Origin of the sequence: Pseudoalteromonas sp. SG44-8 (genome assembly GCF_014164125.1) — a bacterium.
Taxonomy (GTDB): Bacteria; Pseudomonadota; Gammaproteobacteria; order Enterobacterales; family Alteromonadaceae; genus Pseudoalteromonas; species Pseudoalteromonas rhizosphaerae.
Map to the genome: position 1 here is coordinate 300,501 of NZ_JACJEQ010000001.1, position 24,748 is coordinate 325,248.

Here is a 24,748-nt window from a genome sequence, read left to right on the forward strand (position 1 = left end):
CTATACGTCTTTTTGGGTTTGTTAGTTACTGTCTTTACTTGTAGACATTGAACTGCCAACCGATGCAACTACCACCAAAAGAATGGCTAACCATTGCCAAAGAGTTAATAACTCGCCTAAAATTATAAAGCCAGCAAGTGCCGCAATAGCGGGCTCTAAGCTCATCATAATACTAAACCCTTGTGCAGGCATATTACGCAGTGCAACCATTTCCAGCGTGTAAGGTAGGGCACTTGACATAATAGCAACCAATAAGCCTAAAGGGATCACTTCCCAGTTTAGTAGTGCACCACCTTGAGAAATAGCACCATAAGGCACTAATATAAGTGCCGCGACACTCATACCAAGGGCAACAGTCATCCCGCCAGAGCCTTGATTACCCGTTTTTTTGCCAAATAAGATATAGCCAGCCCAACACGCACCAGCTCCCAGTGCCAGAATTACGCCCAGTAGATCGAGACTTTCTTCACCTTTCATATCCGGGAGCAACATTACGATCCCCGATATAGCACAGGCGACCCAAAATAAATCTCGCTTACGTCGCGATGATAGCAGCGCTACCGCTAACGGGCCGGTAAATTCAAGTGCGACTGCAATCCCCAATGGAATACGCTCAATGGCGTAGTAAAATAAAATGTTCATACCGCCCAAGCATAAACCATAAACCATAATTGGCATGCGTTGACCAAGTGGCGGAAATGCGCGCCAAGGTTTAAACACTAAACACAATATAGCTGCTGAGAAACCTAAACGAAGTGCCGTTGTCCCTTCTGGGCCAATTATTGGAAACAGTTGCTTAGCAATTGAAGCGCCTGACTGAATAGTCACCATGGCAAGTAATACGCAAATAACAGCAATGAAAAAAGGAGGAATTGTGCGTTGCATTACAGTCCTTATAGTAGTGCAAAAGGTTATTGGCGGGGATTCTACGCGCTTTTTGAGAGTGGGGCTAAGCTTTTGCGGTAAAAGTTTTTAATTATGATGAGGTACCCAATGCGCTTTAGTAAACTTAGATTTTTGTATTCTTGCCTCAGCGTAGTCTTAAACTAAATATAGTGCTTTTAATATAAATAACGACTGCTTTGGCAAGTGATATTAGTTTAATTTAAACTTATTTATTTGTGTATTTAAATTAATCGCAACTTGCGCGAGTTCACTAGACGAAGACGAAATTTGTGCGGTTTGCGACTTCGACTGCATACTGGCATCTTGAATACCAGTTAAGCGTTCAGCTATATCTTCGGTTACTTGTGCTTGTTGCTCGGATGCAGCTGCAATGGTTCGGTTTGCATCTGAAATTAAGCGCACTTGGGTGCTTATTTCTTTGAGCATTGAGCCCACTTTTTCTGAGTTTGATACTGCGTCTTTAACCCGCGTATCACTGCTACGGATCCGTTCGGTTACAGCGTTACTTGCAGACTGTAAGCTATTGATTTTTTGTTGTATCTCAACTGTTGAGCTTTGTGTTCTGCTCGCTAATGTCCTTACCTCGTCGGCAACGACGGCAAAACCTCGACCTTGTTCGCCAGCTCGTGCGGCCTCAATTGCAGCATTAAGTGCTAATAGATTAGTTTGTTCAGCAATATTGCTGATCACATTTAAGATCACCGCTACTTCGTTAACTGAAGATTCGAGATCATTTAAATCATTAATTGACTCGGTTAATATTTCAGCAACCGATTCGACAGAATGAATACTCTGATTAACGACATCGATCCCTGCTTGTGTTTTAGCATCTGCATCTCCTGCGTTTTGAGCCGCTTCAGAGCAGTTTTTTGATACTTCTTTGACGGCGGTGGAGTTTTCATATACTGAACTTGAGATCACCTCAATTGCTTGACTCTGCTCGTCATTAAGCAGTCTTGCCTGCTGTGCAATAGAATCTAGCTCGTTTGCAGCAATTTGGGCTTGTTGGGATTGCGAGTTAATTTCTGACAGTAAGGTAGATAGTTTATCGATCATAATATTAAAACTGGCTGATAACTCTGCAATTTCATCGTTACCGGAGTGAGCAATTTTATGCGTTAAATCACCATTGGCGATTCGTTGTGCTTCATTGACTAATAGCGTGGTTGTCTTTATTACGCGCTTCTCAAGCTGTAAGTAGCATAAAATTAAAATAGTGATTATAACTAATACCATCACAATACTAATAAGGCTTAAATTAGCAACACGATTGTTATTATTCATTACTTCTTGCAAGCTGCTGTTTTCTACCGCAGCTAAAAATTCTTGCACCGGTGTCTGTATTTTAGCTACTTCATCCATATATCCCTTATCGGTTAGCAGTCCTATTGCCTGTACCCACTGTTTTGATTCGCTCGTATTTAATAATGATGGTGATTGCCCAGCAAAACTACTTACCAATTGAAAAGCTTGTTCTTCAGTGCTGACTAACTGCAAAGAGAGCGAGTTAGATTTATTTAGCAAAGCAAGTTCTTGTTCATTCACATTAAATTCTTTTAAGCGATCAATATAAGATTTTTTACGACCGTCTAACCAGGGTTCAGTCCCTTCAATTTGATTTACAAGTTCATAGTATTGTTTTTTATAGCTAGGTTGAAGGGTTACAACATATTGTCGGGCGAGTTCTGTTAGCTTGATTGAGTTGGAGGCAGACAGCTTAGCAAAATGACTTAGTTGATAGCGTTGCTGAGCAGATTGTTGACTATCAGATAATCCTGTTTTTAACAGTAATATGATAATGAGTAGCCCTGCTGCAATTGTGATTGCTAGAGCAAAAACAGTTCTTAGCATTAATCTTATTGTCAAAATTGCCTCTGATGCGATTTAATAATAATGCTAAATAACTATAGAATATAATTTCAATTAACTAAAGAATTCATGAATTTTATTTATTATTGGATACGCATTAAACTAGTGAGCAGATTGCAAGAGTATGATAAAAGTGACAACAACATTGACAAGCCTCAAAGCATTGAGGCGTTGTTTTGCGTATATAATATTTTGTAGCTTATAGTCGGTCGGCTGGATAAATAACACCAAGTTGCTGTCTTGCTTTATCAAGTACAGCCATCACATTGATACTTAGTTGATGGGTATTGATAGGTGATTCGAGTTGTCCTGCGTTGGCAATTGTAATGAAATGGGCAACTTCGTGGCGCATAAAGTGTTCATCAAATGGCTGTGATAATTCTTCAACACTGCCATCATTAGCAATAAATTGTATCTGTTTTAATAACGAAACGGCTTCAATTCTAATACGGCCCAGCTCACCTTGGATTTCTGTAAAATTATCACCTTGAGATATTTTTGAATAACTGATCACTGCTTGCTTATCACTATAATTTAGTAATACATCACCAGCACCATCTACCCCTGTTTCAAGTAATACTCCACTGGCTTTTACCGTGTTTGGTGCACCCCAAAGTGCAATCAAGATATATAGCGGATAAACCCCTAAATCGACGAGCGCACCATTAGCGAATGCTGGTAAAAAGGTGTTAGGGCGCTCACCATTTTTGTATTTATCATAGCGTGATGAATATTGACTATACTGACCTATGTATTTACGTGGCGTCCCAATTTTGGCAATGGCTTGTTGTAAAACGGCAAAGTTAGGCAAGTGAGTGGTCATCATCGCTTCCATATAAAGGCGATTATTTTGTTTTGCTGCGTCCACTATCGCGGCTAATTCTTGGCTATTTGCTGCTGCAGGTTTTTCACCTAACACGTGTTTTCCTGCATTTAAACAGGCCACAGCATAGCTTTTATGCAAACTATTGGGGGCTGCGATATATACAGCGTCTACACTGTCGTCGCTGCATACTTGCTCAATAGTCGTAAATACTTTTGCATTTTTTATAGCGTGCTTAGCTAAAAATGCATGACCGCTTTGCTCGGCTCGCGAACATACGCCATATAATGAAAACTCACTGACTGTTTTAGCCGCTGCAAGTAAAGTATCGCTAATAAAATTAGTGCCGACTATCACAAAATTCATGGTCACTCCTGATTGTTGAATTGTGCAAGCCAAGCTTGCCAGTCTGCCTCAAAGCCTAACATTTGTTGGTGCTTTTTAGCTAATAGGTGTTTTTGTTTATCTTCACTGGCTTGAAATGGACCTACTCGGCACAGCGAACAGCTATCAACTGCTAAGTAGCTTGGTATAGTTAATCGATTATGGAGTTCAGTCGTTTCTTTGGGGCTGAATACATAAGTGGTGCCACTGGTGTCTTTTACGTGTTTGTCACGATCAACATTACGGATTTTATAGCCAGGGAAAGGACTGATATCAAATGGCATTTGGCCGATATAGCGTGATGCTAAGCCATAATTTAAGCTGCCTTCAATATTCCACTCACGATATGGTTTAACATCTTTTGAGGTGATGTAGCACAACATTGGGCCATTGTTATCAAGAGCATAGCTGGTGGCATATTTAATATATTGGTGTAGCAAAGCCCGGTTGAGGGTGTTCATACTGGTTGTTTGGGTGTTTTCACGATAAGCACTCTCCCCGACAAAAGCAGGAATAAGCGGAAATTGAAAAATCACCACATCAAATAGCTCGCCATTTAAGCGTTGCCAGGCTTGTGGGTCAGTCACATCAAAACTATCAAGTACCGTAATGTGATGATCTCGCAGTGCATTTAGTGCGTTATCAGCATATTTGAAGGTAATCGTGGCTGCACTATCATAGGTAGAAGCAACTAACTTGGCCGGCTTTAGATCAGTAGATAAAGCATGAGAAAACGATAAGTCGCCATCGCCAACGGTAAGGATCCGCCAATTAGGATTTAAATACATTAATTCAATTATTCTAGTGGTGTGTTTTTAGCATCATGATCAATTAAACGTAAAAACGCTAAGCGAGTCTTTAGTCCTTCAATCGCGATTTGTTTGATAATTAAATTAAACGTGATTAATACTGCAAACGCAATATGAATAGGGCCATGAGTAAAGCCTGCGTCTGGATCGAAGAGCATTAAGCCAAACAGTAAAAAGAGTACCACGAGTGCAATTTCAAGCCATTGATTAGAATAAAACGATAATCGGCCTTCACTCTTATGATCTTTCTTGATTTGAATAGCACAAAAAAAAGGGATCACTTTAATTTTGAAATGAGCGCTTTTCTCAACATAGTTTTCACCGAGTTGATCAAGCTGTTGGCGCAATTGGTCTATCATTTTAGTTCCTCAAAAAGCAGTGCACGGATGGTACATTAATCCGTTTTAAAGGGCGAGCTAGTTAGGGTATAAACTAATGCCTATTACTAATATATGGCAAACAAACACCACTGAGGTTAATACAAAGCGCATTTTTTGATAATCAGCATGATAGCTTTGCCATTGCGGGCTGGTTTTTTCAAATAGTAATACCAGCCAAAAACTAACCGCTAACCAAGCCAAGGTTATGTGTTGTGGTAAAAAAGCTAAAAAGCCAAGCGGTAAAATCGGTAGTATAGCCTTAATAGCATCTCGATAACTCTGTTGTCCAGCGTGCCATAAGTTACCACTCATAAAAGCCAAAATCGCAATACTATAAAAAGTAAAAAACTGCATATTAAAGTTATTACTACCGACTAATAACGGCCAACCGACACACGCTAAAAAGGGCAATAAGCCTAAATAGCCTAACTGGATATGATTGATGAATTTATTCATGGCTTACCCCAAAATTAACTAAAAATACGTATTCGCGATATTTTTCAGTGAGCATTGTAACATTAGACGCAAAAAAAGCTTTAGCCCTATCTGTCCAGATGACAATGACCACTTCAGTCAATAAAATCGATTGAATTAATCTAAACAATCAATTTTATTAATTTTTATTTACACCTTATTGTATTACTCAAGCCAACGCAGCAACCTGCGTTGTTTACACTTTAAATAAACAAATGAGGAATACTATGAGCACTTCATTAATTAACACTAAATTACAACCTTTCAATGCAACGGCTTACCACAATGGTGATTTTGTTGAACTATCAGAACAAGATGTTTTAGGTAAGTGGTCTATTTTCTTTTTCTACCCAGCTGATTTTACCTTTGTATGTCCTACGGAACTGGGGGATGTTGCAGATCACTATGCGCAATTACAAGAAATGGGTGTAGAGGTTTACTCAGTATCGACTGATACTCACTTTACTCACAAAGCATGGCACGATACATCAGACACTATTGGTAAAATTACTTACCCTATGATCGGTGACCCAACAGGACGTATTACACGTAACTTTGGTGTAATGATCGAAGACGAAGGCCTAGCACTTCGCGGTACGTTTGTAATGAACCCTGAGGGCGAAATCAAAATCATTGAAACACATGATTTAGGTATTGGCCGTAGTGCCAAAGAACTAGTACGTAAAGTACAAGCGGCACAATACATTGCGACTCATGATGGTGAAGTATGTCCGGCTTCTTGGCAGCCAGGTGAAGAAACATTAGCACCATCGCTTGATTTAGTTGGCAAAATTTAAATCACTATTACAAAGCATTAATATGCTTGAAGGCTCATCATCACAATTTTATTAAGCACATTAGCGTGATGATGGGCATTTTTGCTAAAACAAGGGTAAGTCATGTTAGATACCAACATTAAAAATCAATTAAAAAGTCACTTTGCAGCTATTGCTGATCCTGTTGAGCTACTTATCGCCTTGGATGACAGCAAAAAATCAATAGAAATTGACAATTTAGCCAACGATATTGCGTCGTTGAGCGACAAATTTTTGGTGCGAGATAATCCAGATAGTGGCGTACGCCGTCCATCAATAACGGTATCTTCACCTATTCGAGATAGCCAAATTACCTTTGCTGGTGTGCCGATGGGGCATGAGTTTACCAGTTTGGTATTAGCGTTGTTACATACGGGCGGGCATCCGAGTAAGGCGTCGGCTGCAGATCTTGAGCAAATCAAGTCACTGACCCAGCCACTTGAGTTTGAAGTGTATATTTCATTAAGTTGCCAAACATGCCCGCAAGTCGTACAAGCGCTTAATTTAATGGCTGCGAACAATAGCAACATCAAAACAACTATGATTGATGGGGCATTATTTCAAGATGAAGTAGAGCAGCGAAATATACTGGCAGTACCCGCGGTGTACTTAAATGGCAAGCCCTTTAGCCAAGGTGCGATGAGCTTAACTGATATTTTAAATAAAGTTGATAGTAAAGGGGCAGAGCGCCAAGCCGCTTCTCTCAATGAAAAATCACAATTTGATGTGCTTGTCGTAGGTGGTGGCCCTGCTGGTGCATCTGCAGCAATTTATTCAGCACGTAAGGGCTTAAATACAGGCATTGTTGCTGACCGGTTTGGTGGACAAGTAGCTGATACGCTAGCAATCGAAAATTTTATATCTATTAAAGCAACCGAGGGGCCTAAGCTCGTAGCTCAGCTTGAAGAGCATGTTAAAGAGTACGATGTAGATGTCATGCACAATCAACGAGCCGTCGGTCTTAGTTATAAAAATGGTTATGAAATCACGCTTGAAAACGGAGCTGTGCTCAGTACTAAATCGTTAGTACTGGCAACGGGCGCTCGCTGGCGTGAAATGAACGTAGCTGGTGAACAACAATACCGTGGTCATGGTGTAGCGTATTGTCCACATTGTGATGGACCGTTATTTAAAGGCAAACCTGTTGCCGTTATTGGTGGTGGTAATTCGGGTATAGAAGCGGCAATTGATTTAGCTAATATTGTTGAGCACGTTACGGTACTTGAATTTGCAGATACGTTACGCGCCGATGACGTCCTTATTCGTAAAGCCAATAGCTTAGAGAATATCACCATTATTAAGAATGCCCAGACTACAGAAGTACTCGGTGATGGTAAAAAAGTGACGGGCTTAAGCTATACTGACCGCACCTCAGATGAGAATAAACAGTTAAACTTAGCCGGTATATTTGTGCAAATAGGCTTAATACCTAACACTGAATGGTTAAAAGGCAGTAATGTTGAACTCAGTCAGTTTGGCGAAATAATAATAGATGCAAAAGGAGCGACATCTTTAGCGGGAGTATATGCTGCGGGAGATGCAACGACCACACCATTTAAGCAAATCATCATTGCGATGGGCAGTGGTGCAACAGCAAGCCTAGGGGCATTTGATTACTTAATTCGTCAAACACCTAGTGAAGAGCAACGCGTAGCATAAATCAAATTATAGTCTCTTGATATAACAGCTCCCACCCATAGCTGTTTGTTCACCCAAGCCGCCCTCTCCAAAGGCGGCTTTTTTGTATAAAAAATTGTGCTAGTATTTAGGCTTATTTTTTTAAAGAGTTTTAGCATGTATCAAGGAAGTTGTTTGTGTAACAAGGTCACAGTGCAAATTGATGGCCCGATCCAGAGCATTATTCATTGTCACTGCTCGTTGTGTCGTAAATCTAGTGGTACCGCATTTGCGACCAATGGATTTATATCTCGTGTTGACTTTAAAGTAACCAAAGGCAATGAGTGGTTAAGCAGATTTGAATTTAAACCAGGGCGTATCCGCTATTTTTGTAGTGCATGTGGCAGCCCAATCTACAGTGAAAACCTTGATGATATAAGCAGACTAAGGTTGCGTCTGGGTATACTCGATAGTGATATTACAGAGCGTCCTATGAGCCATAACTTTGTTAGCTCAAAAGCGAATTGGGAGCAAATAAATGCTGATATCCCTCACTATGATGGTTTTGAACCGACACGCTAAGGTCGTTGGCTGATAGTGTTTTTATAATAAGTAAACTGGCAAATAGTCTGTGCCGCAACTCTCTGTTGCTTTTAAAGCAGTTGTTTCCCAGCACTTGTTCATTGGTACTGAGCCGCGGTTATAAATTGTTCAAAACTTTCACACCACACAATCACAGTGTTAAAGCGTGCAATATTAATATCGGCTGGCACCTTAATTATAAAACCATCGAATGTATTTACGCTTGCAACCCTTGTCATTGTACCTTTATATGCTAAAAAATCGGCTTCATTATCAATAAAGCGATTAGCTAAATAAAGCTGATAATCTGGGCCTGGGCTCAAGATGCCATCAAAAGAGATCATATTGTTGGTTAATCTGACTTGGCCGTTACCATAATGCAAAGCATCAGAGCCTGCGAGATCAGCTTTGAATTCACCACTATAAAGTGCTTGTTGTGCATGTGTGGCCAACTCAAGTTTGCTAGGAGAGGGTGGAGCCGTTAAAATTGGCAGTGTGTATAACCCTGCAACAAAGCCAACACAAAATATCATCAGATAAACGACTACCTGCCACAATTTACGCATCATAATAAGACCTTATCCATGAGAATATTCAGTATATTGGGCAAAACAAGCGGATGCCTTCATCTATAGTTATAAGCTAGCTTACAAAATCGGATTGGGCGAGTTCAATCGTCATTTAAGTATTTACTTTATTAGGGTGCTTGACCCTATTGTGAACTGACTTAGTTGTTAGCTCGCAATAAGTAATGTGAGCTATGTTGTTGCTAATTTAACTGGAAAATTTTTCTTGTTGATAATGCGAGATCTTGTTCTTTGTCACCAAAAAATTGTTGATAAAGCTGCTCAAACTTACCGTTTTTTTGAAGTTTTAGTAACCCAGCCTCTAACTCCATTAGTAAAGCATCGTTTTGTTTATGAGTGTAAAAATAATAATGACTCGGGTATTGCAACATGATCGTTGGTTCAATCATTAAGTTTTGATGCTGCAGTTTAGTCACCTCAGCGGCAATAGCTGATACAGAGCGAGGAAAATAATCTGCCAAACCTGTCTCGAGTGCCCTAGTCATGCCTTTATAATCTAGCTCACCATTAACAGTGAAGCCATTGCGTATAAGTACATCATAATCAGACCAACTCTGCTTTTGTAATGCTATTAAAGGCTTCAGCTGTGCTGAAGTTGATATTTCAGCGAAGCGCGGTTGTTGATTTTTATTAATTATTAGTAATCGCTTACCGTGTAAACCTTGGTAAATTGACAATGAGGTATGATGTAAATCTGGGTAGCTGTTAGCAGGGAGCGATAGCCAAGCTAAATTAATACTGCTTGCTTTTGACAACTCTTCCACCACGCGTTTTTTATTCATTGGTCTAATGGAGTATATAAAATTAACCTGTTTTCCTTGCTCAGCAAAGGCGAGCGTTAATAGCGCATGAATATAGTGATTACGAGGGGTATCTGTGGTGCTGGGGCTTGCTAAGTGAAGATTAACGATTGCTTCATTAGCGTGTACAAAGTTAGTAAACGCCAAAGGCAATAACAATAACCAGAGCACTGCAAAATTATACAATTTCATCATTGAGCTATAACTTAAAAGTTTATGGCTCAAGTATAGCAAAATTATAATACCTCATTGTTGCAAAAAATATTATAAAAACGTAGAGGCTTTTGAATTACGTATTATACTTGTAAATATTAAAGATGTAGCTTTGGAATACTATGTTAAATAATTACTTGGTCCGTTCCCGTTTAATTGTATTAGCGCTTTTACCCGTTGTAATTTTTACGATTACTGCCATATATTCAATTAGTACTATGGGAGGATTAGTTAAAGGAATTGACAGTTTATATGAGAACCGTGTCGTACCATTGAAACAGATAAAAACGGTGTCAGATAACTACGCAGTTAATATTGTTGATTTATTTCATAAGTTCAAAGCTGGTACCATTAGTCAAAATGATTTACTTGCGGCAGTACAGCAGTCTCAAAATACAGCCGATAAAGAATGGAATACTTACCTTAGTACAGACTTAACCAGTGAAGAAAAAAGCTTAGTAAATACTGTCGAACAAAAACTTAAGCCAGTTCAAGCGCAAATTAAAAACTTGTTGAACAAAGTACGCACAGGGGATTTCCAGTCACTCCCACAACAGCAGTTTGTTACTGATCTATATAATGTATTCGATCCGTTAAGCGCAAGCTATCAAGCTTTAATAGAGCTGCAATTAAATGAAGCTAATCACTTTAAGAAACAAGCCGACGAAAACTTTGCGTTAGTAAGTCTAGTGATGAAACTATCAGTAGCACTGTTGATTTTTTTGTTGTTAGCCATTGCTTATTTTATTTACCGTTCAATTCAAAACCCATTGGTGGCGCTGCGCGATACCATTACACAAATTGCAAATAATGCTGACTTGCGAATACGAGCCAATGTACTTGGTGAAGATGAAATTGCAGATACTGCACGAAACTTTAATAATATGTTGTCACGTATACATACTTTAGTAACCGATGTATCTGGAGCGACGTTAACTTTATCTTCTGCGGCAGAAGAAATGAACTCAATTAGTGAGCAAGTGGCCTCAACAGCCACAGAGCAAGAGCAACAGTCTACAATGATTGCGACAGCCATTACGCAAATGAGTAGTGCGATTGAACAAGTGGCACAAAATGCGATGGCCACATCAGAAAAAGCCACTAATGCAGATAGTAAAGCACAACAAGGGCAGCAAGCCGTTGCTGATAATATTAGCTCAATCCAAACGTTATCTAAGTTAGTAAATACAAATACACAATTAATAAACGACCTTAATACACAAACAAATGATATAAATCAGGTTGTAATGATGATCCAAGGCGTTGCAGAGCAAACTAACTTACTGGCTTTAAATGCTGCGATTGAAGCCGCAAGAGCAGGGGATTCTGGTCGTGGTTTTGCTGTTGTTGCCGATGAAGTAAGGCAGCTTGCTCATAATACCCAAAAAGCCACAGCGAGCATTAATGAAATGATCAGCAAGCTACAAGGTATGGCTCAACAAGCTGTTGTTGCTATGGGCAACGCTGAAAGTAGTGCACAAGAAAGTGTTGATCATGCAGAATATTCATCACAAGTTTTAACTGAAATAAATCAAGAGGTAACCGAAATTGCCGATATGAACACGCAAGTGTCAACAGCCACTGAAGAGCAAAAAATGGTGGCCCATGAATTAAGTAGTAACATCAACGAGTTTAGTTCTAGTATTGCATCAGTGAGTGAAAGTTCTCAGCAAAACGCACAAGCATCACAGGAGTTGGCGTTACTCGCAAGTATGTTACAACAACAAGTAAATGAGTTTAAAGTATAACACTGTAATGAGTGTACCTTGTTACTAATAGAGTACGAATGACAAGGTACAGTCTAAATTTATTAGTTTCACAAGGTTTGGATCGCGCAGCTTTGTGACAACATCAGCAAAAACAATAAGCTGCCACACACTTTTTTATAGATAAAATCATTGTTCTATAGCTGCATGTTTTGCAAGTGTTGCTGTGCAGCCACAATCCCCATCTGATAACCATCGCTGAGCTTTTGATAGTTTTTAGTGGTGCGGCCAACGTTAAAGTCAGCAGGTGGTGCGATGATATTTATTTTACAGTCTGCAGGTGGATTATGAATAAACGCAATACTGGCATTATAGTTATCAGCACGAGCTAAAGATGCACTGGCAAGTGCCGGGTGGTTTTTATAAATGCGGCGTGTAAACCATGGGGCCTTACTGGTTTTTTTACGATATCCAAGTGGTTGTGATAAAACGACCGTGATTTCTTCAGCCCCCATTTGATAGGCTTTTCGGATCGGAATTGAATCAGCCACACCGCCATCGGTCATGGCAATACCATCAATGAGTGGGTAATCACGATAAGCAATAGGAATCGCACAGGAGGCTTTTAACTGCTGCTCCATTTGCTCTGCTGTCGCTTTTAAATACTGCGCTGATGCTGTGTCTATATCGGTTGCGACTATATAAAATTCACAGTTCTGTGCTGCAAATGTGCCAAGATCTAAACGAATATCAGCCATGGTGGTTTGCCATAACCAATCTAAGTCAAATAAATGCCCACCACGGATAAAGCGCGCTAAATTAATAAACTCGGGTCGGCATGAATAATCAGTGATCACTTTATGATTACGTTTAGCTTGTTGGCATAAATAAGCCGCAATATTAGTTGCTCCAGCAGAGACACCAAAGCAGCGATTAAATGGTTGGTATTGTGCCCCTAAAAACGCATCAAGTACGCCGGTGGCAAATATGCCGCGCATTGCACCACCTTCTACAACAAGGGTGTGTTTGTTGTTGCTCACCAAATTTTCTCCTTTAACTACTAACATTCGAGTTAATCACTTTGCAGTGCTTCAATAGGATCAAGCTGTGACGCTTTGATCGCGGGGTATACACCAAAAATAAGGCCGACTAACGCACAAATACTAAACGATAACACTATGGCGGTCATTGACCACGATACCGCCCACTGCGAATACATAGAGATAATTTCAGACAAGCCAATACCAAATACCACACCCAGTAAGCCACCTAAAATAGAAATGGTAAAGCTCTCGGCAATAAATTGTATCCGAATGTCTTTTTGTGTTGCACCAATAGCACGCAGTAAGCCAATTTCTTTAGTGCGTTCAAGCACCGTCGCCAACATGATATTCATAATACCGATACCGCCAACCAAGAGTGAAATGCCTGCCACGCAGGACATCACAATATTAAATATTTGCTGGGTTTGTTTTTGCTGGGCTAATAACGCGGCAGGAATAACTAATTCAAAATCATCAATATCACTGTGGCGATTTTGCAGTAAATGTTCCAGTGCTTGTGCGGCAACAATTGGATCAACCGATTTATCAATGGCTAGTTTCAAGCTGCTGACTTCACTATCAAGTAAGCCACTTTCAAAGCGGTGTAATGCAGTACTAAGTGGAATAAATACTTGGTTTTGTTCGTTACCAAGTTTGACTCCTTGAAATTCTTTTTTCTTTAAATAAGGCGCTTGTAAAATACCGACTACTTTAAACCATAAGTGGTTAATTTTTATTTGTTGACCGAGTGCGTCACCTAACGGAAATAGTTGCTTGGCAGTATTTGCGCCAAGCATTGCCACTTGAGCAAACCGTTGTTGATCGTTTTTATTTAATATACGCCCAGCAAATAGTTGAAAATGTGACAGCTGAAAATAATTAGCGCTTACACCTACGGCATTGGCGTCGCTGTTGTTGTATTGGCTAAAAATATGATACGTCTCGATGGTTTTTTGTGCGGCAAAATCGGTAACAAAAGGCAGCGAGTCGTGGGCAACTTGGGCATCACGCAGGCTTAAACCGGCCGAATGCTTACGTTGCTCTTTGAGTTCTTTTTCATCGAACTCTTTGCCATTAACAATCAAATTATATAACCCCATAGAGTCAATCATTTTCATGGCTTCACGTTCAGCACCTTCACCAATATTGAGCATAGCAATGACGGCACCGACACCAAATATCATCCCTAATAAAGTCAGTAAAGTACGTAACTTATGCTGTGCAAGCTCTAAGGCGGTGTCGATAAATAAAGTTAAATATTTCATCAGATGTCCTTTATATCAATGAGTGAGATCACATCATTAGCAGCTAAACCTGCGAGGATCTCTACATGACTAAGGTTATGTTTGCCTAATGAAACGGTCTTTTTGACAAATTCGCCAGCTTCTTCAACATAAACATAATGCGCATTTTGTTCGGTAAAAACACTTTGTTTGGGTACCACTAAACGCTCACTTTGCGGTGTCACTAAAATAGTCGCATTGAGTTTTAAACCCGGGCGTAAAGCGTCATTTTGCTGATTTATTGTTGCTTTTAGCTCGTAAAATTTTTGTGGATCGCCGCGTTTTATTGATTTAGGAAACGGCGATACCGCGATTAACTCGCCGCTAAATTGCTGCTCAGGCAATGCAATAAGTTTGAATGTAAGTGACTGACCTACTGTTAAATCGATTGCTTCACGTTCAGACACATATAACATCAACTGCATTTGGCTAACATCAGGCAGTGCTGCTATTTTTTGACCAGGCCATAAGGATTCACCCGCTCGCGGTTTTTCGCCGCGCCAATTAGTACTATGGGTTAATAAGCCATCGTGAGGGGCGATGATCTCAAGCAATGATAGGTTAGTGTTCAACGTTGCTAATTTTTGTTTGTATTGGTCTTCTTTCATTTTTAATAACATCAACTCTCCGGTGGCACTTTGCTCAAAACGGCCAGTTTGCCAGTCGTAGTAGTTATGTTTTGCATTTAAAAACTCAACATTTTGTTGTGACTCTAAAATATCTAATTTAGAGCGAATGCGTTCATCTTCAATTGAGTAATCTTCGGCAAATTGCTTTTCTTCATTAACCAATACAATATCGTGTTCTAAAATAGTCTTATCTTTATCTATTTCTCCTGATTTTTGTGCTAAATCTTGCGCTGCTAAAGCCGCTTGATTAGTGTTTTTTTGGCTTTGCCGACGCATTTGTTCGCCATCAAAACGAGCAATGACCTGACCTTTTTTAACTTGGCTATATTCTGGCATTAACCATGCTAAAGTTTGTGGCCCACGGCTTGATGCTGGCGCAACAATCAGGGTTTCATTTGCTGCGATCAAATGCCCTTTGGCTTCAACCTCAGTTTTAAAACTGTGTTCACTAACCGTATAAGTAAGCGCGTTTTGAATTTCATGTTCTTTTGAACAACCGCTGATAAATAAAGCTGTAACGATTAAGCTAAGTGCAAAGCTCGTTTTCATAATTTTACCTCGTCGCCTAGTTGTAGGCCGCTTTTGACTACGGCGAGATTATCGGTAAAGTGACTTATCTCTATAAATTGTTTGTTATTTTCAGTGGTTGCAACATAGGGACCTTGTTGATCATATTGCAAACTGGTTAAAGGAATACTTAATACTTGAGGTAGGCGAGCGGTGGTGATCTCTAAGCGCGCAGTAAGTCCTGGGCGAATAACACTGGTGTCAATATTATCAATACTAACAATGGCATCCACAATCCGACGCTTATCTTGATATGACTTTTCTCTAAATACACGACCCAAACTCTTTATTTTCCCTGACACAACTAGTTCGCTACTGCCATCAATGGTTATTTTAACGGTTTGCCCTGGGGCAATTTTACCGCTGTCGGGTTCATCGATTTGTGCTTTTACTTGCATATTTTTAAGTACAGCAAGCTCAATAACAGGCTGACCAAATTGCACACTTTCACCAATGGATGACTTTTCACCTTCATAATTGGTTTTATAAATTACCAGCCCATCAATTGGGGCTTTTACCTTAAGGCGTTCAATATCTTGTAAATACCCGTCTACCTCACTTTGCAGCCGTGCAACTTTACTCTGCACCATTTTTAAGTTTAGTTCTTTGCTCTGTTGCTGAAACGTTTGCTTACTTTTAGCAAGCGTTAGATCGTTGTTTGCAATAGTAAAATCAATTTGTGACTTTTTACGTTCAACTTCAGAGCGAGATTGATCAACAATCTCTGCTTTGCGTTTAGCTTTATCGTAGTTCATTTTCATTTCGGCAACGCTGAGGGTCAGTTCTTGCTCTTTGATAAGTTCTTTATTTTGCGCATTTTCGAGTTGTTTTTTTGCTCGCTCTAATGAAGATTGTTTGTCGATTAGCTTATCGCGAACTTGTTTATCGTCAAACGATACCACCACTTGGCCTTTTTTAACTTGGGTGTTTTCCGCTAGCATAGTCTTAATTTGGTATTGCCACATACGAGCAACTGACGGCGGGGCAATGATCGCACTGGTTGATGACTCTAGTTCGCCATTGGCATTAACCGTAATAGCAATATCACTCTTTTTCACTAGATAATGTTGTTGCTCATCGTCATTACATGCAGTTAATAGCAACATACTCAATATTATGCATAAAACGTTATGATTCATCAGAGTCTTCTCCGATTGTTAATTTTGCACTCATGCCCGGTAACAGTTTTAAATTCTGAGCGTTAAAGTTAAAGCGAGTTCTAAAGTAGGCATCTTTGCCCCACTGAAGGCGTTCTTCTGGCTGAGTTGAAATTTCGCTTAAAGTCGCGTTGAGCGGCTGTTGTAAATAGGCATCGAATAACAATTGCGCTTGTTGGCCAAGTTGTAAATGTTGATAATCAATTTCGTGTACCCAGGCTTCAATGTAGAGTTCACTCATGGCCGGTATTTCGACAATTTTCCAGCCAGGTTGGGCTGTCATACCAACAAATGCTTTTTCGCCATTCCACGGATGGTTTGCATACAAAACCGGCCCTGTACGCTGTGCTTTAATGCTCATACTTGCCAGTTGCGTTTTATTGTATGCAAGGTCTGTTTTTAGTTGTTCAATAGTCAGTAGCTGCTTATTGCGCGCAACGGTATTTTCAGTTTTAACTTGGCTGAGTTCTTCGGATGATTTTTGTTTATTGATCAGGGCTTTTTCAAGTTCGAGCTGATTTTTTTGATAATCATAGGTACTTAAGTTAGCGTGTGGAATAGCAGCATCAATACGGGCACGCGCTAGTAAAAGCTCAGTGCGCTTAAAGTTAAACTCAGCTTCTATTTGTTTTTCTTGATTGCTGGTGGTGATCCTAAGCAGCTCTTCTTCGGCGGCATCTAAACTTACTTCATCTTGTTCAATTTCACTGGCAATCGAGCCGCTATCAAACACCACAACAACATCATCTTGTTGCGCTATTTCGCCTTCTTTCATCATCCATTGCACTTGTACTCGCCAGTTGTCTGATTTTGGAGCATAAAAAATTTGCTTATCGCTGGCTTTTAGCTCACCGCTGAGTAACAAACTTTGCGCATTGCTTGAGAAAGCTAAGCTGCAAAGTAATAATCCTAAACAGGCTTTGAAACATTGATTTTTTAACATCCGCTATCCTCTATGACTATGCCATCTTTCATCCGAATAATTCGCTTAGCATAAGCAGCAATATCTTCTTCATGGGTTACCATGACCAAAGTATGTCCTTGTTGGTGGAGTGAGCAAAGCAACTGCATAATTTCATGAGACGTTTTACTATCGAGGTTACCCGTTGGTTCATCAGCAAAAATGACTTTTGGCTCGTTTACTAGTGCTCTGGCAATAGCAACTCGTTGACGCTGACCACCGGACATTTCAAATGGTTTATGGCGTGCGCGATTTTGTAAGCCAACCTTATCCAGCATCGCCATAGCGCGCTCACTGGCTTGCTGTTTTGGGGTGTCAGTATAACGCAGTGGCAAAGCCACATTTTCTTGAGCACTAAGGCGAGTTAATAAGTGAAAGGTTTGAAATATAAAGCCAATTTTTTTATTGCGGATAGCTGACAAACTTTCGTCATCTATTTCTTTAATACTTTCACCAGAGAGCAAATAACTGCCTGAGGTTGGTGTATCCAGACACCCAAGGATATTCATTAAAGTCGACTTCCCTGAACCGGAAGCGCCCATCACGGCGACAAACTCACCTTCTTTAATATGTAATGAAACATTACTTAATGCAATGACTTGCGTTTCGCCTGCACCATAAGTACGGCAAAGATTTTCGACCCTGATCATACAGTTACTTTTGTTTTTATTATTATCTGATTGGTTAAACTAGCGAGTTTTATAGCGAGACACAAGTCCAAATCTAGTAGTTAAATATACGTCTATTTGCAGCCTTTAATTGTTTTAACATTTAAAGGCTAATTAAATCATCATAAGTTAACAATTGCGCGGTTTTACCGTTGATTTGTTGCGTTTTAGCCAAGAGTTGAGCGGGTTTAGCGAATATTTTTTGTTACAAAAAAGCCAAGTAATTCGATAAAAGAATTACTTGGCTGGCTTTATGGTAAAAAATCATACAGCATATTCAGAGTGATATACCCACATCTAGGTTAAATTGCTGCAACCCACATAACACCGACTTCTTTTTTTACCACTTTTACATGGGTGCCAGCACTTAGTGGTTGCTGGCTTTTTAGTTTCCAGCTCACCCCGGAATACGAGTAGGTACTAACACCTAAATCATCAACATCGCTAGTGAGTATAAAATCAAGCTCAGCAAAGTCACTTGTCACTTCTTTATGATCAACATTATCTTGCATGCGTTTTAGCGGTTTCCATAGTAAAACAGCGCATGCGGCGGTGACCAAGGTATTACTCCAAAGTGCGGTGGTTAATGAGTCTTCTAACAGCGCGAAGTTCATCATTAATCCAGTTGCAAATAATGATATACCCAAAAACAACAATATAAAGGTCGACATTCCCAGCACTGCTACTTCAATTATCAGTGCCAGTACACCTAAAATCATCAGTGTTTGGGCTAAATTATTGGTAATGAACTCCATAGTTTGCTCCTTTACAGCTTAACCTTTTTGTTTGGTATTTAAGGTATTAATAATCGACATCGCTTGCGCTACCATAGAGCTGGCATCGGTGCCGTTATCGGGTAATAAAACAACTGACGATTCTTTAGCAATGGCTTGTTTCGCGGCAATTGCTTTTGAGGCGAGGTCTAATTGAATGGCTTTTTGACCTTGCTCAGTATCAGCTGCTTCACCTACTTTACGTAGTGCATCAGCTTGTGCTTCGGCTACCGCAATAATGGCTTTAGCTTCACCTTCCGCACGCAGGATTTGCTCGGCTTTTTCTGCTTCAGCGGCTAGTACTTGCGCTTGTTTTTTACCTTCAGCGACATTGATATTAGCTTGACGATCACCTTCTGATTCTAAAATTTGTGCACGTTTAACACGTTCCGCTTTCATTTGTGCTTCCATCGCTTCCATTACCGATTGCGGTGGCACAATATCTTTAATTTCATAACGTAATACTTGAATACCCCAAGGATCTGCGGCTTGGTTAATTGCCGCAACAATATTAGTATTTAGTACATCACGTTCTTCAAAGGTTTTATCCAGCTCCATTTTACCAAGCTCTGAACGCATCGTTGTTTGCGATAATTGCGTAACGGCAAACACATAATCATCAACACCATAAGTGGCTTTGTATGGGTCCATAACACGGAAATACAATACACCATCAACAATCAATGAAATATTATCTTTGGTAATAGCAGATTGCGACGGCACATCTTGAGCTTGCTCTTTTAAGCTACGATCAGCGGCAATACGATCAACAAACGGCACAATAAAGTTTAGGCCTGCTTCTTTAGTTGATTGATACTTACCAAAACGTTCAATGAGCCACGCACGGTTTTGTGGCACAAATTTAACACTGCTTTTTAGCAGTACTAAAACAAAAATGAGTAAAAACGCCTCAACAGTGAATAACATGTTGAGAACTTGCGTGATCGGGTCCATAGATACTCTCCTTTAATAGTGGCCAATATGGCATGCCACACTATTACTTATGTAATTATTAGCGTGACTAAACCTAGGTTACCATCGTGCTGTTAACCCGCCTAGTGAAAATTCGTGACAAAGTATGTCAGTTAAAAATTGAGCATATTCTAGTTTTTAAGCAGATACAATAAGACGTTACTGCTTTTTAGGTGATGGTTAGTGCCACACGTTCATTACGTGCACAAAGATTTACTTGGAATGACGATGGTACGCCAAATTTTGCAAAAGCTAGCACAAACTTAGAGCAACAAGCGTTTACTGCGCTGTTGTGGCAAATGGTGCCTTAGTGCCTGGCTGGCGCGAATGTTGAAATGGCTTGCGAAACTAAAACAGCGCAATGGTGTATAACGCCAGTTGAAGGTAGGGCGTGATGTTGAACAATTTAATTATTGCTATGTTTATCTAAGCTCATACCATGGCACTGATAAGCGCACCAGTGTCGGTAACACCAGCTTCTTTCATTGCTTCAGCGATTGTTTGAACTAATGAACCCATTTGAGCTTGCATTGATACAATCATATTAGTTTGCGCTTCGACTTGTGCTTTAACAGCCTCATCTTGCTGGTTATCCAGCGCTTTTAACTTAACGAGTTGCTCTTTTTGTTGTTCAATCTGTTCTTTGACTTTTTTCAGCTGTTCGATCATTTTAGCGATATGATCGGGCATATCTGAACTTGCCTCTTTTTCCGCTTTTTCTTTCGTTTCCCTGCCTGATAAGTTGTCTAACTCTTTCTCTGATAAACGATAGTCAGCACCGTTTTGGTTTTTTGATGTTGTTGCTGTTTCTTGTTTCGTTTTCTGTGTGGTATCTGTTTGCTCTGTCGCTATCTTTGTTGGATAGGCTTGCTGTTTGTGTATGTGCATTATTATTGATTATCCTTAATATTATATTTGTATGTTATCGGCCAACTTGGTAAAGATCTAAAGAGCTAATAAAAAATAATTTAGTCAAATATTAACGTAGCTTGCATTTTAAGCTGCGTAATAAAGGAAATCACCGTGGTGAGCAATGTCAAATATATATATTCAAAATGAAAAAAGGATTGGCAGATTCAGCTTCGAAGTGCATAACCGCTATGCAGCTATCACTACCATTATCAGCAGTGAAGTGATCGTAACAACTGCTTTTTCGTAGGACTTTAATAAATCAATCGTTGCCGCTGTAACTGTGTATGCTGATTTATCTTCAACAGCGTGCGGCCGCTCATCAATACTTACTCTATTTTTTAAAGCAATTCACATATATTCAGCTGGCCACTTTTTCTACCAATTCAAGTTATGTATTTATCTTCTGAATCTAAGTTATTACGCAGTTAAAACAGCGAATAAAAAGTATTTACAGCAGCATTGTCAAAGATTTGCCTGATGACGCGCTAAGGTTATAGTAGTATCATAGAATGAGTATTTTTAAAGGAACTGCTTATGGCACGCATTGAAAATTTAAATTTGTCACAACAGGTAACTAATGAGTTAGGTAAAGCCATTATTAATGGTCATTACACTGCTGAAACGGGTTTACCTACTGAAGCAAAATTATGTGAAGAGTATGGCATTAGCCGTACTGCTATTCGTGAAGCAGTAAAAATGCTTGCTGCCAAAGGGCTTATTTCATCGCGCCCGCGTCAAGGCATTCGTGTTGAACCAGCAAACACATGGAATTTATACGACACTAGTGTATTAAAATGGTTGCTTGATAGTAGCCCGACTTTGTATGTATTAAAAGAATTTTTACAGGTACGTTTAGCCATTGAACCGCAAGCTGCGGCACTTGCAGCAAGACGTGCTGATAAAGGAGCAATTGCAGAGATTGCGATTGCAGTTGAAAAAATGCAAGCTGCGGCTGATGCCTCCGATGGTGAAATCCATGAAAGTGATTTAGCCTTTCATACCGCAATTTTGTTTGCCAGCGGTAATCGTTTTTTCTTTCAATTGCGTGATTTTATTTGTACTGCTCTTAACGTTAGTATTCAGCATACAACACCCGCGAAAGGTAATAAAAAAGCCATTGCGGATGAACACTTTAAAGTGTACCAAGCAATTTTAAATGGTGAGCCTGAGCGCGCTAAAAACATGATGACGAACATGATTGACGAAGCGATGTCATTTATTGAAAAAGCAATAGCTGAAAAAGAGTCTCAAAACGAATCGAAGTAACCATGTTTGTTAATGAATGCTCTTAATACTTAATGAAATAATTCTAGCCTCAATATCACACACAACAAGTTATTCAAGTCTCGTTGCTAAATGTGTTTTTATTAATGAGCACAATAGGCATGTATTTTTTGGCGCTATGGATAAACATCAACAACACAATACAGGGGTGTTGTATCGCTTATCTCAGCAACAAGCGTGTATTTGTAAAATTTGACGAGACAATGGGCTTTCCCGGTGGCATGACAGTCGATAACTTCAAGCACTTGTGGGTCGCGTCTTGGAATGGCCACTGCCTTTATCGTTTTTGTGAAAATGGCACTATCGTGCATTTTTATCGACTGCCCGCACCTAGGATCACCAGCCTCACTTTTTTTGGCGATGACCTAACAACCATCGCTCGTACTGGCCTAGAACCTGAAGTACTAAAACAATACCCCTACAGCGGCGCCGTATTTATTTTAACGGCAAGCGTCAAAGGGATCGCAGAAAGCCCAGCACAACTGTAATTAAGTAGATCGCAAATAAACGATGTGTGCACTTGTCATTAGAGGCCGCACTCGAAAGAATGTTTAATTTTTGACCTACAACAAGCCGTTCAGGGGAGTATAACTACAACGATTTAGCTTTGAATGAACCAGACACGATACCTTGCTTAAGCCTTTATTTTGATCTTTAAAAATATGGTATACAAACAGTGGGTACAATATGTCATGTTTTATAAGATAAGTTACCTTATTTAATCTAACTGTCCGTTTAAAGTTTTTTTGCTGATATTCTATTGTTCACTGCAACGCAGGCAGCTTACAGCTTAGGTGACGATGGACCGACAAAAATATCGGGAATATTTTTGAACTGCGAAGCAGACCTTTATGGCGAAGGGCAGGAAGCCTAAAGTAAACGACATATCTAGTAAAGAGTGCAGCCTGAGGAAGTAAGGTCATGGCAGATTTTTGTTCCCGACAAAATCTAAGTACCTAAATCCATTTAGGCAATGACCGACGTAACCAAGCTCCATGGATGGATTGTTAACAGCGCGGTTTATTTGAAATTAAGTTCACTTTGATTTGTCGCGAGGTAAACTCGCTGCTACGAATACATGGCTCTAATGCTCTTCATCAAAGATTTGAATTTGATTGCGGCCTGATTTTTTCGCTACGTAGAGTGCGCTGTCGGCGGCGAGGATCATCATATCTGCGGTGGTATGTTTATCTGGTGTACAGCTGTAACATCCGATGCTGAGGGTGAGGTGGTCGGCGATGTTTGAATTTGGGTGCAGGATATTTAGTTGACTGATTTGCTGTTGCAGTAATCTGGCAAATTTTAAACAGTGGGTTTTATCTATGCTGGGTAACACAATTGCAAATTCTTCTCCGCCGTAGCGGGCTGCTAAATCACCTTGTCGCTTACATAAGTTATGTAGTGCATGGGCAACTTGTTTGAGCGCTTCATCGCCTTGCTGGTGGCCATGATTGTCGTTATAAAGTTTAAAATAATCGATATCACAAATGATTAAACTCAATGGTTGATTTGAGCGTGTTGCACGTTGAATTTCATTAAGTAATGTTTGATCAAAACAGCGACGATTGGCGATATTTGTTAGGCTGTCGAGGTTTGCTTGTGATTGCAGTTCTTGGTTGACCAATAGTAATTGTTGTTGAGCTTGCTCTAAGCGTTGTTTATACAGAACGTTTTTGAGTGCATTGGCAATAATTTCACCCACCAGTTTGATCCGCATAAGATCGGTGTCGGTCCAGTGGCGTATATGTGTTACGCAATCACAGCCAATAAAACCAAACAAGGAGTTCTCAGAGCGAAGCCCAATGCATAAAACAGATTTGATCCCTTCAGATTCAAATTCAGCTTTTTCGGCTGCAGCGGCTGGAGGGAGTAAATTAACATTCGGTACCTTAAAAACGTGCTTTTCGTTCATCATAGTAAAAAAGTACGGTAGTAAATCTTGCTGAATACCTTGCAGCTTTTCTTTAAATGGCTTGATCTGTGTATTAACCCATTCATGGGTATTACTCATTTCTTTGCCGTCTTCGCTAAATTGAAATAAATAGCTGCGGTCAGCATCACAAAATGTACCTATGGTTTTTAAAGCACTTTCGATTTGTTGGTCTAGATTATCTATCTGTATATCAATTAGTTGCGTTGATATTTTTGCTATTACTTCGTCAAAGTCAGCTTGCACAGAACACGATGAGTGTGATTTTAACACCAGCATCATTAATTGTGGGCCAATTAGACTGTAGGTGACTGTTACACAGGATATTGTGTGTTTTGTGGCGATATTATAGGTTTGTTCGGTGTTATTTTGGGGAGTTAAAAAGGTGTGATAATCAACAATCGTGTGGTTTTCTGTTTGTTTAATAGATAAGTGCTGAAACGCTTTTTCTACTGGACTTATTGCCGGCATTAAATTTAGTAACTGTTGGCTCAATGCATTGGCGTGCAGCGTGTCTGTTTGTTGATCAAACAATACGATTGCAAGTGGTAAGGCTTGTAAAGATTGCCAAATTTCGTCTACAGAATACTGTCTCACTGGATTT

General features: G+C 39.8%; 25 protein-coding genes. 7 read left to right on the forward strand and 18 right to left on the reverse strand.

What is annotated here, in order from left to right; translation table 11 throughout:
- Positions 1 to 21: 21 nt before the first annotated feature.
- The 6 genes from H5163_RS01190 to H5163_RS01215 form a co-directional block, all read right to left on the reverse strand.
- On the reverse strand, positions 22 to 885 hold the full coding sequence (locus H5163_RS01190; protein ID WP_182734042.1) for a DMT family transporter: 864 nt from the start codon (positions 883 to 885) through the stop codon (positions 22 to 24).
- Between the two features lie 210 nt (positions 886 to 1,095).
- A complete protein-coding gene (locus tag H5163_RS01195) occupies positions 1,096 to 2,757 on the reverse strand; it encodes a methyl-accepting chemotaxis protein (RefSeq protein ID WP_182734043.1) in 1,662 nt (553 codons plus the stop codon).
- 217 nt (positions 2,758 to 2,974) lie between these two features.
- The gene (locus H5163_RS01200; RefSeq protein ID WP_145234213.1) at positions 2,975 to 3,964 is read right to left on the reverse strand and encodes a Gfo/Idh/MocA family protein; all 990 of its coding nucleotides are present in this window, start codon (positions 3,962 to 3,964) and stop codon (positions 2,975 to 2,977) included.
- 2 nt (positions 3,965 to 3,966) lie between these two features.
- Positions 3,967 to 4,770, reverse strand: coding sequence for a class I SAM-dependent methyltransferase (locus H5163_RS01205; RefSeq protein WP_182734044.1), 804 nt, complete (start codon positions 4,768 to 4,770; stop codon positions 3,967 to 3,969).
- Positions 4,771 to 4,778: 8 nt separating this feature from the next.
- Positions 4,779 to 5,150 (reverse strand): hypothetical protein, encoded by a 372-nt coding sequence (locus tag H5163_RS01210; RefSeq protein ID WP_145234209.1) that lies wholly within the window; start codon positions 5,148 to 5,150, stop codon positions 4,779 to 4,781.
- A 57-nt stretch (positions 5,151 to 5,207) separates the two neighbouring features.
- Complete coding sequence (locus tag H5163_RS01215) at positions 5,208 to 5,627, reverse strand: DUF3429 domain-containing protein (RefSeq protein ID WP_149980032.1); 420 nt, start codon at positions 5,625 to 5,627, stop codon at positions 5,208 to 5,210.
- 245 nt (positions 5,628 to 5,872) lie between these two features.
- Here H5163_RS01215 and ahpC point away from each other — a divergent pair, with 245 nt between their 5' ends.
- The 3 genes from ahpC to H5163_RS01230 all read left to right on the forward strand — a co-directional run bounded on the left by ahpC (position 5,873) and on the right by H5163_RS01230 (position 8,659).
- Positions 5,873 to 6,442 (forward strand): alkyl hydroperoxide reductase subunit C, encoded by a 570-nt coding sequence (ahpC, locus tag H5163_RS01220; protein ID WP_145234205.1) that lies wholly within the window; start codon positions 5,873 to 5,875, stop codon positions 6,440 to 6,442.
- 102 nt (positions 6,443 to 6,544) lie between these two features.
- Entirely contained in the window at positions 6,545 to 8,119 is a 1,575-nt protein-coding gene (gene ahpF, locus H5163_RS01225) for an alkyl hydroperoxide reductase subunit F (protein WP_182734046.1), read from the forward strand.
- A 135-nt stretch (positions 8,120 to 8,254) separates the two neighbouring features.
- Positions 8,255 to 8,659 carry a GFA family protein gene (locus H5163_RS01230; protein ID WP_182734047.1) on the forward strand — a complete coding sequence of 135 codons (405 nt, stop codon included), beginning with the start codon at positions 8,255 to 8,257 and terminating at the stop codon, positions 8,657 to 8,659.
- A 98-nt stretch (positions 8,660 to 8,757) separates the two neighbouring features.
- Here H5163_RS01230 and H5163_RS01235 read toward each other — a convergent pair whose 3' ends face one another.
- Positions 8,758 to 9,228, reverse strand: coding sequence for a DM13 domain-containing protein (locus H5163_RS01235; protein WP_182730892.1), 471 nt, complete (start codon positions 9,226 to 9,228; stop codon positions 8,758 to 8,760).
- 200 nt (positions 9,229 to 9,428) lie between these two features.
- Positions 9,429 to 10,241 carry a transporter substrate-binding domain-containing protein gene (locus H5163_RS01240; protein ID WP_257326987.1) on the reverse strand — a complete coding sequence of 271 codons (813 nt, stop codon included), beginning with the start codon at positions 10,239 to 10,241 and terminating at the stop codon, positions 9,429 to 9,431.
- A 140-nt stretch (positions 10,242 to 10,381) separates the two neighbouring features.
- Here H5163_RS01240 and H5163_RS01245 point away from each other — a divergent pair, with 140 nt between their 5' ends.
- A complete protein-coding gene (locus H5163_RS01245) occupies positions 10,382 to 12,007 on the forward strand; it encodes a methyl-accepting chemotaxis protein (protein ID WP_182730891.1) in 1,626 nt (541 codons plus the stop codon).
- Positions 12,008 to 12,162: 155 nt separating this feature from the next.
- Here H5163_RS01245 and H5163_RS01250 read toward each other — a convergent pair whose 3' ends face one another.
- From H5163_RS01250 to H5163_RS01285, 8 genes are all read right to left on the reverse strand, one after another.
- Positions 12,163 to 13,008 carry a patatin family protein gene (locus H5163_RS01250; RefSeq protein ID WP_259398218.1) on the reverse strand — a complete coding sequence of 282 codons (846 nt, stop codon included), beginning with the start codon at positions 13,006 to 13,008 and terminating at the stop codon, positions 12,163 to 12,165.
- Positions 13,009 to 13,037: 29 nt separating this feature from the next.
- Positions 13,038 to 14,273: an ABC transporter permease gene (locus tag H5163_RS01255; protein ID WP_145234192.1), complete on the reverse strand. Its 1,236-nt coding sequence runs from the start codon at positions 14,271 to 14,273 to the stop codon at positions 13,038 to 13,040.
- Entirely contained in the window at positions 14,273 to 15,469 is a 1,197-nt protein-coding gene (locus H5163_RS01260) for an efflux RND transporter periplasmic adaptor subunit (protein WP_182734050.1), read from the reverse strand. The genes H5163_RS01255 and H5163_RS01260 overlap by 1 nt, the downstream gene beginning before the upstream one ends.
- Positions 15,466 to 16,626, reverse strand: coding sequence for an efflux RND transporter periplasmic adaptor subunit (locus H5163_RS01265; RefSeq protein WP_145234188.1), 1,161 nt, complete (start codon positions 16,624 to 16,626; stop codon positions 15,466 to 15,468). The genes H5163_RS01260 and H5163_RS01265 overlap by 4 nt, the downstream gene beginning before the upstream one ends.
- Positions 16,616 to 17,587 (reverse strand): efflux RND transporter periplasmic adaptor subunit, encoded by a 972-nt coding sequence (locus tag H5163_RS01270; RefSeq protein ID WP_182734051.1) that lies wholly within the window; start codon positions 17,585 to 17,587, stop codon positions 16,616 to 16,618. Before H5163_RS01270 ends, H5163_RS01265 begins: the two co-directional genes overlap by 11 nt.
- A complete protein-coding gene (locus H5163_RS01275) occupies positions 17,581 to 18,255 on the reverse strand; it encodes an ABC transporter ATP-binding protein (RefSeq protein WP_182734052.1) in 675 nt (224 codons plus the stop codon). The genes H5163_RS01270 and H5163_RS01275 overlap by 7 nt, the downstream gene beginning before the upstream one ends.
- A gap of 320 nt (positions 18,256 to 18,575) precedes the next feature.
- A complete protein-coding gene (locus tag H5163_RS01280; RefSeq protein ID WP_182734054.1) occupies positions 18,576 to 19,028 on the reverse strand; it encodes an NfeD family protein in 453 nt (150 codons plus the stop codon).
- Between the two features lie 18 nt (positions 19,029 to 19,046).
- Positions 19,047 to 20,000: a slipin family protein gene (locus H5163_RS01285; protein ID WP_145234179.1), complete on the reverse strand. Its 954-nt coding sequence runs from the start codon at positions 19,998 to 20,000 to the stop codon at positions 19,047 to 19,049.
- A 194-nt stretch (positions 20,001 to 20,194) separates the two neighbouring features.
- Here H5163_RS01285 and H5163_RS21215 point away from each other — a divergent pair, with 194 nt between their 5' ends.
- Positions 20,195 to 20,329 (forward strand): hypothetical protein, encoded by a 135-nt coding sequence (locus H5163_RS21215; protein ID WP_259399773.1) that lies wholly within the window; start codon positions 20,195 to 20,197, stop codon positions 20,327 to 20,329.
- Positions 20,330 to 20,450: 121 nt separating this feature from the next.
- Here H5163_RS21215 and H5163_RS01290 read toward each other — a convergent pair whose 3' ends face one another.
- The gene (locus tag H5163_RS01290) at positions 20,451 to 20,906 is read right to left on the reverse strand and encodes a hypothetical protein (protein ID WP_182734056.1); all 456 of its coding nucleotides are present in this window, start codon (positions 20,904 to 20,906) and stop codon (positions 20,451 to 20,453) included.
- Between the two features lie 558 nt (positions 20,907 to 21,464).
- Here H5163_RS01290 and H5163_RS01295 point away from each other — a divergent pair.
- Together H5163_RS01295 and H5163_RS01300 are read left to right on the forward strand one after the other, a co-directional pair.
- The gene (locus tag H5163_RS01295; RefSeq protein WP_182734058.1) at positions 21,465 to 22,196 is read left to right on the forward strand and encodes a FadR/GntR family transcriptional regulator; all 732 of its coding nucleotides are present in this window, start codon (positions 21,465 to 21,467) and stop codon (positions 22,194 to 22,196) included.
- Positions 22,197 to 22,300: 104 nt separating this feature from the next.
- Positions 22,301 to 22,702 (forward strand): SMP-30/gluconolactonase/LRE family protein, encoded by a 402-nt coding sequence (locus H5163_RS01300; RefSeq protein WP_259399774.1) that lies wholly within the window; start codon positions 22,301 to 22,303, stop codon positions 22,700 to 22,702.
- Positions 22,703 to 23,298: 596 nt separating this feature from the next.
- On the opposite strand, the gene H5163_RS01305 is transcribed toward H5163_RS01300, so the two are convergent.
- Positions 23,299 to 24,741 (reverse strand): sensor domain-containing diguanylate cyclase, encoded by a 1,443-nt coding sequence (locus tag H5163_RS01305; RefSeq protein ID WP_182734059.1) that lies wholly within the window; start codon positions 24,739 to 24,741, stop codon positions 23,299 to 23,301.
- Positions 24,742 to 24,748: the final 7 nt, after the last annotated feature.

Bases quoted from the DNA above. Each gene is read 5' to 3' on its own strand.
- H5163_RS01190 (WP_182734042.1), bottom strand. From the start codon at position 885: ATGCAACGCACAATTCCTCCTTTTTTCATTGCTGTTATTTGCGTATTA.
- H5163_RS01195 (WP_182734043.1), bottom strand. From the start codon at position 2,757: ATGCTAAGAACTGTTTTTGCTCTAGCAATCACAATTGCAGCAGGGCTA.
- H5163_RS01200 (WP_145234213.1), bottom strand. From the start codon at position 3,964: ATGAATTTTGTGATAGTCGGCACTAATTTTATTAGCGATACTTTACTT.
- H5163_RS01205 (WP_182734044.1), bottom strand. From the start codon at position 4,770: ATGTATTTAAATCCTAATTGGCGGATCCTTACCGTTGGCGATGGCGAC.
- H5163_RS01210 (WP_145234209.1), bottom strand. From the start codon at position 5,150: ATGATAGACCAATTGCGCCAACAGCTTGATCAACTCGGTGAAAACTAT.
- H5163_RS01215 (WP_149980032.1), bottom strand. From the start codon at position 5,627: ATGAATAAATTCATCAATCATATCCAGTTAGGCTATTTAGGCTTATTG.
- ahpC (WP_145234205.1), top strand. From the start codon at position 5,873: ATGAGCACTTCATTAATTAACACTAAATTACAACCTTTCAATGCAACG.
- ahpF (WP_182734046.1), top strand. From the start codon at position 6,545: ATGTTAGATACCAACATTAAAAATCAATTAAAAAGTCACTTTGCAGCT.
- H5163_RS01230 (WP_182734047.1), top strand. From the start codon at position 8,255: ATGTATCAAGGAAGTTGTTTGTGTAACAAGGTCACAGTGCAAATTGAT.
- H5163_RS01235 (WP_182730892.1), bottom strand. From the start codon at position 9,228: ATGATGCGTAAATTGTGGCAGGTAGTCGTTTATCTGATGATATTTTGT.
- H5163_RS01240 (WP_257326987.1), bottom strand. From the start codon at position 10,241: ATGATGAAATTGTATAATTTTGCAGTGCTCTGGTTATTGTTATTGCCT.
- H5163_RS01245 (WP_182730891.1), top strand. From the start codon at position 10,382: ATGTTAAATAATTACTTGGTCCGTTCCCGTTTAATTGTATTAGCGCTT.
- H5163_RS01255 (WP_145234192.1), bottom strand. From the start codon at position 14,273: ATGAAATATTTAACTTTATTTATCGACACCGCCTTAGAGCTTGCACAG.
- H5163_RS01260 (WP_182734050.1), bottom strand. From the start codon at position 15,469: ATGAAAACGAGCTTTGCACTTAGCTTAATCGTTACAGCTTTATTTATC.
- H5163_RS01265 (WP_145234188.1), bottom strand. From the start codon at position 16,626: ATGAATCATAACGTTTTATGCATAATATTGAGTATGTTGCTATTAACT.
- H5163_RS01270 (WP_182734051.1), bottom strand. From the start codon at position 17,587: ATGTTAAAAAATCAATGTTTCAAAGCCTGTTTAGGATTATTACTTTGC.
- H5163_RS01275 (WP_182734052.1), bottom strand. From the start codon at position 18,255: ATGATCAGGGTCGAAAATCTTTGCCGTACTTATGGTGCAGGCGAAACG.
- H5163_RS01280 (WP_182734054.1), bottom strand. From the start codon at position 19,028: ATGGAGTTCATTACCAATAATTTAGCCCAAACACTGATGATTTTAGGT.
- H5163_RS01285 (WP_145234179.1), bottom strand. From the start codon at position 20,000: ATGGACCCGATCACGCAAGTTCTCAACATGTTATTCACTGTTGAGGCG.
- H5163_RS21215 (WP_259399773.1), top strand. From the start codon at position 20,195: ATGGTTAGTGCCACACGTTCATTACGTGCACAAAGATTTACTTGGAAT.
- H5163_RS01290 (WP_182734056.1), bottom strand. From the start codon at position 20,906: ATGCACATACACAAACAGCAAGCCTATCCAACAAAGATAGCGACAGAG.
- H5163_RS01295 (WP_182734058.1), top strand. From the start codon at position 21,465: ATGGCACGCATTGAAAATTTAAATTTGTCACAACAGGTAACTAATGAG.
- H5163_RS01300 (WP_259399774.1), top strand. From the start codon at position 22,301: ATGAGCACAATAGGCATGTATTTTTTGGCGCTATGGATAAACATCAAC.